The organism is Mycobacterium basiliense (assembly GCF_900292015.1).
GTDB lineage: Bacteria > Actinomycetota > Actinomycetes > Mycobacteriales > Mycobacteriaceae > Mycobacterium > Mycobacterium basiliense.
In genome coordinates, this window is sequence record NZ_LR130759.1 from 4,902,795 (window position 1) to 4,916,866 (window position 14,072).

12 protein-coding genes are annotated in these 14,072 nt (G+C 65.9%); 6 read left to right on the forward strand and 6 right to left on the reverse strand.

What is annotated here, in order from left to right; genetic code table 11:
- The first annotated feature begins 14 nt into the window (after positions 1-14).
- The gene (locus MB901379_RS20805) at positions 15-461 is read left to right on the forward strand and encodes a DoxX family protein (RefSeq protein WP_158018329.1); all 447 of its coding nucleotides are present in this window, start codon (positions 15-17) and stop codon (positions 459-461) included.
- Here the strand turns inward: MB901379_RS20805 and MB901379_RS20810 are convergent.
- Together MB901379_RS20810 and MB901379_RS20815 are read right to left on the reverse strand one after the other, a co-directional pair.
- Positions 390-2,555 carry a S9 family peptidase gene (locus tag MB901379_RS20810; protein WP_158018330.1) on the reverse strand — a complete coding sequence of 722 codons (2,166 nt, stop codon included), beginning with the start codon at positions 2,553-2,555 and terminating at the stop codon, positions 390-392. The two genes, MB901379_RS20805 and MB901379_RS20810, sit on opposite strands and share 72 nt — an antisense overlap.
- A complete protein-coding gene (locus tag MB901379_RS20815) occupies positions 2,552-3,445 on the reverse strand; it encodes a phosphoribosylaminoimidazolesuccinocarboxamide synthase (protein ID WP_158018331.1) in 894 nt (297 codons plus the stop codon). Before MB901379_RS20815 ends, MB901379_RS20810 begins: the two co-directional genes overlap by 4 nt.
- 74 nt (positions 3,446-3,519) lie before the next feature.
- Here MB901379_RS20815 and MB901379_RS20820 point away from each other — a divergent pair, with 74 nt between their 5' ends.
- Positions 3,520-4,140 carry a hypothetical protein gene (locus MB901379_RS20820; RefSeq protein WP_158018332.1) on the forward strand — a complete coding sequence of 207 codons (621 nt, stop codon included), beginning with the start codon at positions 3,520-3,522 and terminating at the stop codon, positions 4,138-4,140.
- Between the two features lie 12 nt (positions 4,141-4,152).
- Here the strand turns inward: MB901379_RS20820 and MB901379_RS20825 are convergent, their stop codons facing one another.
- Positions 4,153-5,418 carry a cytochrome P450 gene (locus MB901379_RS20825; protein ID WP_158018333.1) on the reverse strand — a complete coding sequence of 422 codons (1,266 nt, stop codon included), beginning with the start codon at positions 5,416-5,418 and terminating at the stop codon, positions 4,153-4,155.
- The gene (gene purB, locus MB901379_RS20830; protein WP_158018334.1) at positions 5,415-6,833 is read right to left on the reverse strand and encodes an adenylosuccinate lyase; all 1,419 of its coding nucleotides are present in this window, start codon (positions 6,831-6,833) and stop codon (positions 5,415-5,417) included. Before purB ends, MB901379_RS20825 begins: the two co-directional genes overlap by 4 nt.
- Before the next feature lie 235 nt (positions 6,834-7,068).
- Here purB and MB901379_RS20835 point away from each other — a divergent pair, with 235 nt between their 5' ends.
- Entirely contained in the window at positions 7,069-7,869 is an 801-nt protein-coding gene (locus MB901379_RS20835) for a DUF429 domain-containing protein (protein WP_158018335.1), read from the forward strand.
- Here the strand turns inward: MB901379_RS20835 and MB901379_RS20840 are convergent.
- A complete protein-coding gene (locus tag MB901379_RS20840; RefSeq protein ID WP_158018336.1) occupies positions 7,823-8,446 on the reverse strand; it encodes a TetR/AcrR family transcriptional regulator in 624 nt (207 codons plus the stop codon). The two genes, MB901379_RS20835 and MB901379_RS20840, sit on opposite strands and share 47 nt — an antisense overlap.
- Before the next feature lie 55 nt (positions 8,447-8,501).
- On the opposite strand from MB901379_RS20840, the gene MB901379_RS20845 reads away from it, so the two are divergent.
- The 3 genes from MB901379_RS20845 (at position 8,502) to MB901379_RS20855 (ending at position 12,778) form a co-directional block, all read left to right on the forward strand.
- On the forward strand, positions 8,502-9,413 hold the full coding sequence (locus tag MB901379_RS20845; protein ID WP_158018337.1) for an alpha/beta hydrolase-fold protein: 912 nt from the start codon (positions 8,502-8,504) through the stop codon (positions 9,411-9,413).
- A 72-nt stretch (positions 9,414-9,485) separates the two neighbouring features.
- Complete coding sequence (locus tag MB901379_RS20850) at positions 9,486-11,078, forward strand: gamma-glutamyltransferase family protein (protein WP_232021922.1); 1,593 nt, start codon at positions 9,486-9,488, stop codon at positions 11,076-11,078.
- A gap of 161 nt (positions 11,079-11,239) precedes the next feature.
- Positions 11,240-12,778 carry a serine/threonine-protein kinase gene (locus MB901379_RS20855; RefSeq protein WP_158018338.1) on the forward strand — a complete coding sequence of 513 codons (1,539 nt, stop codon included), beginning with the start codon at positions 11,240-11,242 and terminating at the stop codon, positions 12,776-12,778.
- A gap of 14 nt (positions 12,779-12,792) precedes the next feature.
- On the opposite strand, the gene purD is transcribed toward MB901379_RS20855, so the two are convergent.
- Positions 12,793-14,064 (reverse strand): phosphoribosylamine--glycine ligase, encoded by a 1,272-nt coding sequence (purD, locus tag MB901379_RS20860; RefSeq protein ID WP_158018339.1) that lies wholly within the window; start codon positions 14,062-14,064, stop codon positions 12,793-12,795.
- Positions 14,065-14,072 lie beyond the last annotated feature (8 nt).

Genomic DNA, 14,072 nt, shown 5'->3' on the forward strand with positions numbered 1-14,072 from the left:
GGGAGAGCTCGAAGATGGCGCCGTTGATCACGCTGCTGGTGGGCACCATCGCCGCCCGGATCGTTGGCTGGCTTGGCATCGCCTACTTCGACACCTGGAATGCCGCGACCGCGACAGGGTTAGCCGCGATGTTCCTGCTCACCGGTGTCGCACATTTTGCACCGCCGCTGCGCGGCGACCTCCTCGCGATCGTGCCGCCTCGGCTGCCCGCGCCGGCCCTACTGGTTACCGCCACCGGCGTCCTCGAGCTGCTAGGTGCGGTGGGGTTGTTACTACCCCAAACCCGGGTGGCTGCCGCGGTGTGCCTGCTGGCACTGATGTTGGCGATGTTCCCGGCCAATGTTTACGCCGCGCGGATGCCCAATCCGCCCAAGTCGATGACGACGCGCCTAACCCTGCGCAGTGCTGAGGAGGTCGTCTTCCTGGCCGCCGCCACTGTTGTCGTAGCCGGCGGCGGCTAGCAGCCAGGCGTACTGGAACGCCGTTTCCTTCCAGCGTTCGTAACGCCCACTTATTCCGCCATGGCCCGCGTTCATTTGCGTCTTCAGTAGGACCGGATTGTCGTCGGTCTTGACGTGCCGAAGCGCTGCAACCCATTTCGCCGGCTCCACGTAGTAGACCCGGGTGTCGTTCAGCGACGTCATCGCCAGGATGGCCGGGTACCTCTTGGGCGCGACGTTCTCATACGGTGAATAGGACTTCATGTACTCGTAGACATCGTGGCTACTCAACGGATTTCCCCACTCATCCCACTCGGTGACGGTGAGCGGCAAGGAGGGGTCCAGGATGGTGGTCAGCGGATCGACGAAAGGCACCTGGGCCAGAATCCCAGCGAAGAGGTCCGGCGCCATGTTGGCCACCGCACCCATCAGCAGTCCCCCGGCAGAGCCGCCCAGAGCGACCAACCGGTCGGGTCGGGTGACACCCGAATCCACCAAATGCCTTGCCACCCCGATGAAGTCGGTAAAGGTGTTCTTTTTGGACAACAACTTTCCGTGCTCATACCAAAGTCTGCCCATCTCGCCGCCGCCACGCACATGGGCAATGACAAATACCATCCCTCGATCCAGCAGCGACAGCCGAGCGATGGAAAACCGGGGATCCTCGCAGATCTCATAGGCGCCGTAGCCGTAAATCAGTGCCGGCGCGGGGAAATCCAGTCCGGCACGGTACACGATCGAGACCGGGATCCGGGTGCCGTCCTCCGCGTAAGCCCATTCGCGGCGTTCCGCGTAGTCCTCGCGGCGGTAGCCGCCCAGGACCGGCTGCTCTTTCAGCAGGGTGCGCTCACCGGTGACCAGATCGATGTCGTAGATCCGCGCGGGCGTGATGAACGATCCTGCCCCGATTCGCAGCTTGGGCGAATCCCAGTTGGGGTTCGCGCCCAGTCCGGCCGACATCAGCTCGGTGTCGAACGAGATCTCCTCGGGCTCACCGTAACCTCCATCGAAGGTAGCCGGCCACAGTTGGATTCTGGGCAACGCCTCACGCCGGTAGCTGACCACCAGGTGACCGGCGAAGGCGTCCACACCATCCAAGCGGACGTCCTCGCGGTGCGGGACCAGGGTGCGCTGCCGTGTCGGATCGTCGACGGGGGCCTCTACCAGGGTGAAGTTCACCGCGTCGGCGTTGTGCAGGATCAGGAAGCGGTCGGGGACGCCGGCGCGGCCGGGGGAATGGTCCACCGAATATTCCACGCCCTCACGGCGCGGCAGCACGACGACGAATTGCGCGTTCGGGTCACCAGCGTCGGCATAGCGAATCTCAGACGTGATCGACGAACCAGCCGCGATCAGGACGTAGGCGTTGCTTCGAGTGCGCCCAACCGCGAGCCAAAACCGTTCGTCGGGTTCGTGGTAAACCCGCTCCGACGATTGACCGGACCCGAGCCCGTAGCGCCATACGGTATCCGGACGCCAGGCGGCGTCCACGGTCACGTAGTAAACCGTGCGGTTGTCGGCAGCCCAGGTCGCGCCGGGGCCGATGCCAGCAATCTCATCCGGGTATCGCTCTCCGGTGCGCAAATTCTTGAACCGCAACGTGTATCGCTCATCGCCGACGACGTCAACCGAATAGGCCAGGAGATTGTCGTCCAAGCTGACACTGGCCGCACCCAAGGCGAAGAAATCTTGACCTTCGGCCTCTTCGTTCTCGTCGAGCAGCAGCTGTTCGCCGGGAATTTCGGTGTGCTCATCGAATTGCGGCGGATTCCAGTCATTGCGATTGGCAACCGGGCACCGGCAATGGATGCCGTATTGCTTTCCCTCATAGGTGCGGGCGTAGTACCACCAATCGCCGCGCCGGGTCGGCACAGACAGGTCGGTTTCCTTGGTGCGGGCCTTGATTTCGTCGAAGATCTTCTGCTGCAACGGTTCCAGATCAGCGGTGATGTGATCGGTATAGGCGTTTTCGGCCTCGAGGTATGCGATCACTTCCGGATTGTCCTTGTCACGCATCCATTCGTAGGGATCGACGAAGACGTCGCCGTGATGCTCCCGTCGGGTATCCACCCGCTTGGCTATCGGGGGTGGGGCCGTCCCGGTCTGATCGGTCATGCGCTCGGCCCGATCCAGTCACCGAAACGCAGGCCCGAAATCCGTTCATACGCATCGATGTAACGTTCTCGGGTAGCGTCAACGATGTCCTGCGGGAGCGGGGGTGGCGGTCGATCACCGCCACGGTCCCACCCGGACTCGGGGCTGGTGAGCCAGTTGCGCACAAACTGTTTGTCGAAGCTGTTCTGCACCACGCCGGGTCGGTACTCGTCGGCCGGCCAGTATCGCGACGAGTCCGGTGTGAATATCTCGTCGGCCAGCAATACGTTGCCGTCCCGGTCGGTGCCGAATTCGAACTTGGTGTCAGCGATGATGATTCCTTTGGTCAGGGCGTGATCGGCAGCACGGACGTAGATCTGCAAAGTGCGGTCGCGCAGCTGGTTGGCGCGCACCCCCCCGACCAGCTCGATCACCTGGGCGAACGAGATGTTTTCATCATGGTCTCCGAGCGCAGCTTTGGTCGCCGGGGTGAACAGCGGCTCGGCGAACTTGCTGGCTTCGACCAACCCCGGCGGCAGCGCGATACCGCAGACCTTTCCGGTTGCTTGGTAGTCCAGCAACCCGGAGCCGGTCAGGTAGCCACGCGCGACGCATTCCACCGCAAACATGTCCAGCTGCCGCACCACCAGCGCGCGGCCGAGCACCTCGTCGGGGATGCGTGGGTCATCCGGTGGACCGGCCACATGATTGGGAGTGTCCACCAGACCGAAGAAAAACACGCTCATTGCGGTCAGGATGCGGCCCTTGTCCGGGATCGTACTGTCCAGGACGTAGTCGTAGGCCGAGATCCGATCGGTGGCGACCAACAGCAGGTGGTCGTCATCGACACGGTACAGCTCACGAACCTTGCCGCTGGCCAGATGTGGGTAGTCGGACAATGCGGGGCGCATCGGGTCAGCCTATCCGGCAACCCACCGCCGCCTCGATCACGGCCGTCGGCAGGGATCTGTGCTGGTATCGGTGTATGAGATCGCGGTTCTTGCCCTATTCCACCAGACCCCTCCGGCTGGGAGCCCAACTGCTCAGCGACATCACCGCCGCCATCTGGATCATGCTGTGGGTGTTCATCGGCATCGCGGTGCACAGCGCCATCGCGACCATCGCCGAGGCGGGCCGGCAAATAGAAGACGGCTCACAGGGCATCGCCGGCAACCTGGCCTCGGCCGGTCACGGCGCGCAACACCTCCCGTTGGTGGGCGATGCGGTCAGCAAGCCGATCACCGCAGCGAGCCAGGCCGCCCTCGACGTCGCGAGCGCCGGCCACAGCCTGGAAACCACCGCGAGCTGGCTGGCCGTGGTGCTCGCGCTCGCGGTCGCCGCGACGCCAATTCTCGCCGTGGGCATGCCATGGCTGTTCCTGCGGCTACGGTTTTTCCGCCGCAAGTTGGCGGTGACGGCCCTGGCCGCCACCGCGGCCGGTCAACAGCTGCTGGCATTGCGGGCGTTGGCCAACCGGTCACCCAGCAAGCTGGCCGCTGTCAGCGCGGATCCGGTCGGCGCGTGGCGCCGGGAAGATCCCGTCACCATCCGCGGGCTGGCCGCACTCGAACTGCGAGCGGCCGGGATACGACTGCGGACACGTTAACTTCGCACGGCCCTACGCCTCGCGTAACTCGACCACCAGATGCCGGATACCGGTGTGGCGGTTGCTGCGTGTCCATTCGACGGGCTCCACCACCCGCGCCGAAGCGAACCGCAAAAGTAGTTCTTCGTAGAGCACCCGCAGCTCCAGCCGGGCCAGATTGGCGCCCAGGCAATAGTGCACCCCTTGGCCGAAGCCCAGATGAGGATTGGGTTTTCGGGTGATGTCGAATTCGTCGGCACTATCGAACACGGCCGCGTCGCGATTGGCGGAGCCCTCCCAGATCTGCACCTTCTGCCCCGCTTGGATCGATTGTCCACCGAGCGTGACGTCACGGGTGGCGGTGCGCCGTTTGGACGGGGACGGCGACGTCCAGCGAACTATCTCCTCGACCGCGGTGGGCAGCATCTCGAGATCGCTACGCAGCGCCTGCCAGGACTCCGGGCGATCGGCCAGCGCCAATAGCCCGCCCGCGACCGCATTGCGCGTGGTTTCCGCGCCGGCGCTGAACAGCAGACTGAAGAACAAGTAGAGCTCGAGATCCGACAAGGCCGCTGCCACAATCTGGTCCGCGTCGTCGATGGTGGCGTTCGCGACCACCGACAACATGTCGTCGGTCGGATAGGCGCGCTTTGCTGCGATCAGCTCCTGGCCGTAGGCGTACATCCGGGAACCGGCCTCCGCGGCTTTGTCCGGGACCGACAGCTGGGACAGGGCCGCCTTGCGTGCGCCGCCGAAGTCGAACTGCGGCTCGATGGCCTCAAACAGCCAATGCCGGTCGGATTCCGGTACTCCCAGCAGGATGCAGATCATCTGCATGGGCAGCTCTGCGGCAACGTCAACCAGGAAGTCAAACGGCTCCCCCGGCACTACCGCATCCAGCAGCCGGCGCGCGCGGGCACGCAGATCGTCCTCGACCCGACGGATCATCCGTGGCGTCAGCCCGGAGCTGACCAGTCGCCGAATCTGCGAATGCCGCGGGTCGTCCATCATGTTGAGCACCTGGCCCGCGATGGCCAAATCTTGCAAGAGCGTGCCACCGAAGGGGCGCTGTCCACCGGTAACCGACGAATAGGTCACCGGATCACGAAGTACCTCAAGGGTTTCCGGGTAGGTGGCGACAGACCAGAAGCCCTCTCCGTCCGGAGTGTTGTCGGTCGGCTGATGCCAGTACACCGGGGCCTGCATACGGTGGATGGCGAAGAGGTCATGGGGGAAGCCGGCGGCGAAGTTGTCCAGATCGGTGAAGTCGATGTCGGCGAGGACGCCGGCGGAGGTCACAGGATCGCCGCCGGAGCGTACTTGGCCGCCTCCGGATAGCGGCCAACCAGCGTCTCCACCCGCGCGACCACCTCGGCAATCTGGTCGTCAGCGGCACCGGCGAATGCCTTCTTGTCGGCCAGCGCGGCATCCAACGCCGCCCGGTCCAGCGGCAGCCGCGGATCGGCGGCCAACCGGCCCAGCAGGTCGGATTCGGTGCCGTGCTCCCGCATGGAAAGCGCGGTGGCGACGGCGTGCTCACGAATCACATGGTGCGCGGACTCGCGACCCATACCCGCGCGCACGGCGGCGATCAACACCTTGGTGGTGGCCAGGAACGGCAAATAGCGGTCCAGCTCGCGCTGGATTACCGCGGGATAGGCGCCGAATTCGTCGAGCACCGTCAGGAAGGTCTCGATCTGCCCATCAATGGCAAAGAAACTGTCCGGCAACGCCACGCGGCGCACCACCGAGCAGAACACATCGCCCTCGTTCCACTGCGCGCCGGCCAGTTCGGCAGCCATCGCCGCATACCCGCGCAGTACCACCTGCAACCCATTGACCCGTTCGCAACTGCGAGTGTTCATCTTGTGTGGCATGGCCGACGAGCCAACCTGCCCCTCCGCGAATCCCTCGGTGACCAGTTCGTGCCCGGCCATCAGCCGGATGGTGTGTGCCAGCGACGACGGTCCGGCACCAAGCTGCACCAGCGCGGAGAGCGCGTCGTGATCCAGCGATCGCGGATACACCTGGCCCACGCTGTGCAAAACCGTTGCGAAGCCTAAGAAATCGGCTGCCCGTCGCTCGAGTTCGGCCAGCTTGGCCGTATCACCGTCCAGCAGGTCAAGCATGTCCTGCGCGGTGCCCATCGGTCCTTTGATGCCACGCAACGGGTAGCGGTCGATCAATTCACGCAGCCGGGTCAGGCCGATCAGCGTCTCTTCTGCCGCCGAGGCGAAACGCTTGCCCAAGGTGGTGGCCTGAGCGGCCACGTTGTGGCTGCGCCCAGCCATGACCAGGTCGCGATAGGCCACCGCCCGCTCGGCCAGCCGCGCCACCACCGCCACACCGTGGCAAAAAACCAAGTCCATCGACTGCCGGATCTGCAGTTGTTCCACGTTCTCGGTCAGATCACGGCTGGTCATGCCCTTGTGCACATGCTCATGACCGGCCAGGGCATTGAATTCTTCGATGCGCGCCTTGACGTCGTGGCGCAGCGTGCGCTCCCGGGCCGCGATCGACGCCAGGTTCACTTCGTCAAGCACCCGCTCATAATCCGAGATCGCCTGGCGCGGGACGTCAACACCGAGTTCGGCCTGGGCCCGCAACACCGCTAGCCACAGCCGCCGCTCGGCGACTACCTTCGCCTCCGGCGACCAGATCGCGACCATCTTCGCGCTGGCGTACCGGGCGGCCAGCACGTTGGGAATGCTCACTTGATCCTCACGAACACACAGCTTACGGTCGCGCCCGCCAGCGGCGCCGGGCCGCCGGACACCGGCCGGCGCGCCGCCACATCAGTCAGCTTGGTCACAATGAGCACAGCAGTTTCTGCGCTGGTCGGGGCGCAGTCTGCCCGCCTCGCAGCGACAAAGCACCCACGCCGGGGCGCGACCACCGTCTTTTCGGGCAACGCCCGAACGGCCGGCGCATCAGCCATAGCCTGGGCCCATGCATTTCGCCGGCGTTGACCTTGCCTGGGCCGGTCGCAATCCGACCGGTATCGCGGTGCTCGACGACGACGGTGTGCTGCTGCGCGTCTGCGCGGTCCGCGCAGACGCCTCGGTGCTGTCGGTGTTACGCCCTTACCTGCATAGCGACTGCGTGGTCGCCTTCGACGCACCGCTGGTGGTGACCAATCCGACCGGCCAGCGGCCCGCCGAGGCGGCGCTGAACCGGGATTTTCACAGGTTCCAGGCCGGCGCCTACCCAAGCAATACCGCACGACCCGAATTCGCCGGAGTTCCGCGCGCCGCGCAGCTGGCCCGCGCCCTCAACCTCGACGTCGATTCGCACTCGGACCCCGGATCGAGCACCACGCGGCGCGCCATCGAGGTCTACCCGCACGCAGCGACGGTGGCGCTACTCCGGTTGCCATGCACACTCAAATACAAAGCAAAGCCGGGCCGCGCCGTCGGCCAGCTCCGATCGGAGCTACTGCGACTAATGGACGGCGTCGAGGGATGGGCGAACACCCCGGTGCCGCTACGGGTGGCCGGCAACGAGGACTGGGCGTTGTTGCGCCGACGGGTCGCGACCGCGACACGCAAGTGCGACCTACGCAACGCTGAGGATCCGGTTGACGCAGTCGTCTGCGCCTATGTGGCGTTATACGCCGAACGCCGCCCCGCCGACATCACCCATTACGGCGACGATGCCAGTGGCCGCATCGTGACGCCGACCCTGCCCGCGGACCTCGTTCCGGCTAGACCTGGACGGGTCGCTGGTCGACCGGCGCCAGCACGTCAATGAGATCGACCACAGTCGCCAGTGCCGCACTACGCGGATCTCGCCCTTCAACCAAAGCCGACACCACCGCCCCGTCGACCGCACAGATCAGCGTGCACACCAGCTCGATGCGCACCGACCGGCCCGACCGCTCGATGGCCTCGGCCACCGCCTCCGCACGCTGACGCAAGTTGCGACGCATGCTTTCTTGCAACGCCGGTAGGCGAGTACAGGCGATATGGCGCTCATATCGGGATATCAGTTGCTCGGCAAGTCCCGGACCGGACACGTCTCCCACAAGCAGGTCGACCAGCGCTTCAGCGGTGGTCTCGGGTCCCCGGCGTCGCCGCGACAGGGCGTTGACCCTGGCCCGCAGCTGCGCTACCTCGATCATCCCGATGTGTTCAACCGCGCGGGCGATCAGATCGTCGAGAGACGAGAAGTAATAGGTGGTCGACGCCAACGGCAGGCCGGCCCGCCGGGCAACCGCCCGGTGACGAACCGCTTCAAACCCGCCCTCGCCAAGCAGCTCGGCGGCAGCGCTGACCAGCGCGTACCGTCGACGTTCTCCTTTTGGAGTAACTGCTGCCGTCACGCCCACCCATGCTGCCAGTCAAAGTGGTACTGCATTGCCATTTTCGCCAAACGTCCATGGCATGATGGCCCGCATGCCTGACTTCAGTCGCCGGGCCGTGCTCGGTCTCGGTGTCAGCGCGACCGCGGGCGCGATCGGGGCATATGCGCTCGACATGCTGTTTTCACCTCGAACTTCACATGCCACACCACCGGCTGCGACTGGCACAAACGTTCCGTTGGCCCCGACACGAAAGCTCGATCCGCCGCCACCGGCCCAGGCCGCCCCGACGATGACCACCGGCTCGTTCGTATCGGCGGCCCGCGGCGGGATGGCGACCAACTGGGCGATCGCCCGCCCTCCTGGCCAGAGCAAGCCGCTACGACCCGTGATCGCGCTGCACGGCAAGGGCAGCGATGCGGCCACGGTCATGGCCGGTGGCGTCGAGCAGGGCCTTGCCCAGGCCGTCAACGCGGGGTTGCCGCCATTTGCGGTGGTTGCCGTGGACGGAGGCGGCAGTTACTGGCACAAACGCGCCTCCGGGGAGGACTCCGGGGCCATGGTGCTCGATGAACTCATCCCCATGCTGGACAGCCAGCACCTGGACACCTCACGCGTGGCCTTCCTGGGCTGGTCAATGGGGGGCTACGGCGCGCTGCTGCTCGGTGGTCGACTCGGGCCGGCGCGCACCGCGGCGATCTGCGCGGTGAGCCCCGCGCTCTGGCCATCGGCGGGCGCGGCCGCACCGGGGGCATTCGACGGGGCCGACGACTTCGCGGCCAACTCGGTATTCGGCATGCCGGCCTTGGGGGCCATCCCGATACGGGTGGATTGCGGCGACAGCGATCCGTTCTATTCGGCGACGAAGCAGTTCATCGCCCAACTTCCGAACCCGCCCGCGGGCGGCTTCTCCCCCGGTGGGCACAACGGAGGGTTCTGGAGTGCGCAGCTGCCCGCCGAGCTGACCTGGATGGCGCCGTTGCTCACGGCGTAGTCGCGCCACGCCGGACCACCGCAATCCGGCTTCTCATTGAGGCCCGCGGGACCCACGTGCAACGATCCGACGGTGACCCCGCCTAATGGCCCCTTCGATTGGCACCTGCCCTACGCGTGGCCGAGAATTCCCATCCTGGGCGGCAACATGGTCTGCACCTCACAACCGCTGGCCGCCCAGGCCGGTCTGCGGATGCTCACCGCGGGCGGCAACGCGGTCGATGCGGCTATCGCCACGGCCATCACCCTCACGCTGGTGGAACCGGTATCCAACGGCATCGGCTCGGATGCTTTCGCCATGGTCTGGGATGGCAAGCAGCTGCACGGGTTAAACGCATCGGGCCGCTCGCCCGCAGCCTGGACACCGCAATACTTCGGCGGCGAGGAAGTGCCCACGCTCGGCTGGAATTCGGTCACCGTGCCGGGCGCGGTTTCGGCGTGGGTGGACCTACACGCCAGGTTCGGCCGCCTACCCTTCGAGCGGCTCTTCGAGCCCGCTATCGACTACGGCCGCAACGGCTTTCTCGTCTCACCAACCGTGGCCGCGCAATGGCAGGCCCAGGTCCCGCTGTTCGCGAACCAGCCCGGGTTCGCTGCGGCGTTCCTGCCCGGCGGTCGAGCGCCCAGACCCGGTGAACTGTTTACCTTTGCCGACCATGCGGACACGCTCGAAAAAATCGCCGCCAGCAACGGTGAATCGTTCTACCGCGGAGAGCTGGCTGGCAGGCTGGAGGCACACGCGGCCACCGCCGGCGGCGTTCTGCGGGCCAGCGATCTGGCCACGCACCGGACCGACTGGGTCGGCACTATCAACGGCGGATATCGCGGTTTCACCGTCCACGAGATGCCACCCAACGGGCAGGGCATCGTGGCCTTGATCGCGCTCGGGATTCTTGAGCACTTCGACATGTCCTGCTATCCAGTCGATTCCGCGGACAGCGTGCATCTGCAGATCGAAGCCCTCAAGCTAGCTTTCGCCGATGCGCAGGCCTATGTGGCCGACATCGACCACATGCCGCTACCCCCCGAGCACCTACTTGACAAGAACTACTTGAAGCGCCGGGCCATGCTGGTCGATCGCAAGCGGGCAAAGCCAGCGTCGGCCGGAATCCCCAAGGGAGGCACCGTCTATCTCACCACAGCAGACGCCGCCGGGTTGATGGTTTCAATGATCCAGTCGAACTATCTGGGCTTCGGCTCTGGCGTGGTGGTTCCCGGGACGGGCATTTCGCTGCAGAATCGGGGCTCGTGTTTCGTTGCAACACAGGGGCATCCGAACCAGGTCGGCCCGGGCAAGCGTCCCTACCACACAATCATCCCGGGATTTGTCACCAAAGACGGAGCACCGGTGCTGAGTTTCGGTGTGATGGGCGGCCAAATGCAGCCCCAGGGCCATGTGCAGGTGTTGGTCCGCATCGCCGACTACGGCCAGAACCCGCAGGCGGCGTGCGACGGCCCCCGGTTCCGGTGGGTGCAGGGTTTGCGGGTCAGCTGCGAGCAAGGCTTTCCGCAGCCGACGTTGGATGAGTTGCGCCGGCGCGGGCACGATCTGGTCGTGCCGGACGATTACACCGAGTTCGGCAGCTGCCAGGCGATCTGGCGGCTCGATGACGGCTACGTGGCCGCCAGCGATCCCCGCCGAGATGGGCAAGCCGTCGCGTTCTGATGGTTGCCATTCAACCCACTGCCGGCTAACTCAGAGACAATTCATAGGAAACTGCACGGGTTAACTAAGGACATCTTGCTGGTAAACGGTAGGTGAACTGACTAGACTAATCGGGGGCTGTCACTAGGGCAGTGCTGGGCATCGCGGTTACGGACGGTGCAATGGTTGGGTTGGTTCAGCGAGGATCGGGCGTCGGGTTGAATCCCGGCGAGGTGTTTGCTGGGTACACGGTCATCCGGTTGCTGGGGTCGGGAGGAATGGGCGAGGTCTACCTCGCCGAGCACCCGCGGTTGCCCCGCCGCGAAGCCCTGAAGATATTGGGCGATGTCGTATCCGCCGACGACGATTACCGCCGGCGATTCATCAGAGAGGCGGAACTGGCGGCCGCGCTGTGGCATCCAAACATCGTGCGCGTCAACGACCGCGGCGAGCACAACGGGCAGCTGTGGATCTCGATGGATTTCGTCGACGGAACGGACGCGGCAAGCCTAATGCGGGACCACTATCCGGTCGGAATGCCGGCAGATCGGGTAGCCACGATCATCTCAGCGATCGCCAGCGCACTCGACTACGCGCACGAGCATCACGACCTGATGCACCGCGATGTCAGCCCGGCGAATATCCTGCTCAGCAAACCGGAGGATGGCGACCAGAGAATCCTGTTGGGCGACTTCGGAATAGCCCGCAACATCGCCGATAGCAGCGGCCTGACGGCGACGAACATGACCATAGGCACGTTTCCCTACGCCGCGCCCGAACAGCTAACCGACGACCCGATCGACGGACGCGCCGACCAGTACGCGCTGGCCGCCACCGGCTACCAGCTGCTCACCGGATCAGAGCTGTTCCCACATACCAACCCGGCCGTGGTCATCGGCCGCCACCTGACCGCGTCGCCTCCGCGACTCGCCCAGACCCGCCCCGAGCTCGCGGCCTTCGACCCGGTGCTCGCCATCGCTCTTGCCAAGGACCCCGCTGATCGATTCGCACGATGCACCGATTTCGCCCAAGCCTTTGCACGCGCGGCCACCTCCGGTGGACACGCGACGCCTACGGCTTGGACCATGCCGGCGCCATTGGTGCGCAGGCCGCCCACCAGCACAGCAGTGCCCTCGGTGTCGGCGGACCTCGACAACGGCCGCCGATGCGGTCGGTGGCGGATAGCCGCCGCGGCAGCAACCATGGTCGCGCTCACCGCCGTCGGCGCCAGTGGCTACCCGATCGACAATCACAACGCCACCGGCGAGGTGGGCCCGCCCGCCGCTTCACCGACGTTGGCGCTGCCCCAACGGGAACGGGACTACGCGCCACCGCCGCTACCTCCTCCGCCGCGCTTGCCACCGCCCCCGACAAGTGCTCCGCCGCCGGCATCCCCAACGCCTGCGCCCGCACAGGCCGCGCCAGCCCCGCGACGACCGGCCCCCGCGCCGCCGCGACCTGCCCCGGCACCACCGCGACCGGCACCCGCCCCCGACCAAACATTTCTCGGTCTGGTGTCAGAGATTCCCGGTCTCACCGTCACCGATCCGGCAAGCGCGGCGGCCAGTGGCCGTGCCGTGTGCACGGACTTGCAAAACGGGGCGACCCCCAATGATGCCGCCGCCGCGACCGTGAACAACAACACCGGGATCACACCCGCGCAGGCCGCCGCCGGCATCAACGCCGCGATCACCGCCTATTGCCCGCATTATCTGCAATAGGAAGAAAGGTCGTCCTAGCTGACGCTGATCTTTCCCTCTGCGGCGCGCAAGCCGATATCATTTCGAAAATGACTGCCCACCAACCGAATTGAATTGAGGATGCCGTATGCGTGCGTCCGCGCCGCGGACAAGTCTGGACCGGTACCCACCACCGACAACACCCGGCCACCCGACGAGATGATGGCGCCGTCGTCACGGCGGGTGGTGCCGGCATGTAGCACCCCCTCGGTCTCGGCGCCGACCACGACATCGCCGACCCTAGGACGCCCGGGATAGTTTTCGGCCGCCAGCACCACGGTGACGGCGGCGCCCTGCTGCCAACGTAGTTCGCCAAACTTGGCCAATTCCCCTGTCCCGGCGGCGTGCAGCAGCTGCCCCAGCGGCGAATCCAGCAGGGCCAGCACCGCCTGGGTCTCCGGATCGCCGAAGCGGCAGTTGAATTCGACCACCGCGGGTCCCTTCGCAGTGATCGCAAGTCCAACGTAGAGCAATCCGCAGAATGGGCTGCCACGCCGAACCAGTTCGACCGCAACCGGTTCGACGATATCGCTGACTATTTCCCGATAAACGTCGTCCGGCAGCCAGGGCAGGGGCGCGTACGCGCCCATGCCGCCGGTGTTGGGTCCGGCGTCGCCCTCACCGACTCGCTTGAAGTCCTGCGCCGGCAGCAGCGGCACCACGGTCTCCCCGTCGACCACGCAGAACAGCGACACTTCGGGTCCGTCGAGATAGGACTCCAACAGCACCGGATGCCCGGCCTCGAGCAGGCTCGCCGCATGCGCGCGTGCGACGTCGTGGTCGGCTGTCACGACGACGCCCTTGCCCGCGGCCAGTCGGTCATCTTTGACCACCCACGCCGGGTCGCCTGTCGGGGGGCCGAACCGGGCGAGCGCGGCGTCCAGGCACGCCGGGTTGTCCACAATTTCACTGCTGGCCGTGCGCACCTGGGCCGCCGTCATGACCTCCTTGGCGAACGCCTTGGAGCCCTCGATGCGAGCCGCATCCTTGCTCGGCCCGAAGCACACGATGCCGGCGGCGCGCACGGCGTCGGCCACCCCGAGGACCAGCGGCACCTCCGGGCCGATCACCACCAGGTCCGCCCGCACCTCGCGGGCGAGAGCGACGACGTCGTCGCTGGCGGTGATGTCGACGTCGTGCTGCTCGGCCAGGCGGGCGGTGCCCGCATTGCCGGGGGCGATGATGAGCCCGGTGACCTGCGGGTCGCGGGCAAGTGCCAGCAGAAGAGCATGTTCACGGGCACCGGAGCCGATCACCAGGACGCGCACGGGGCCAG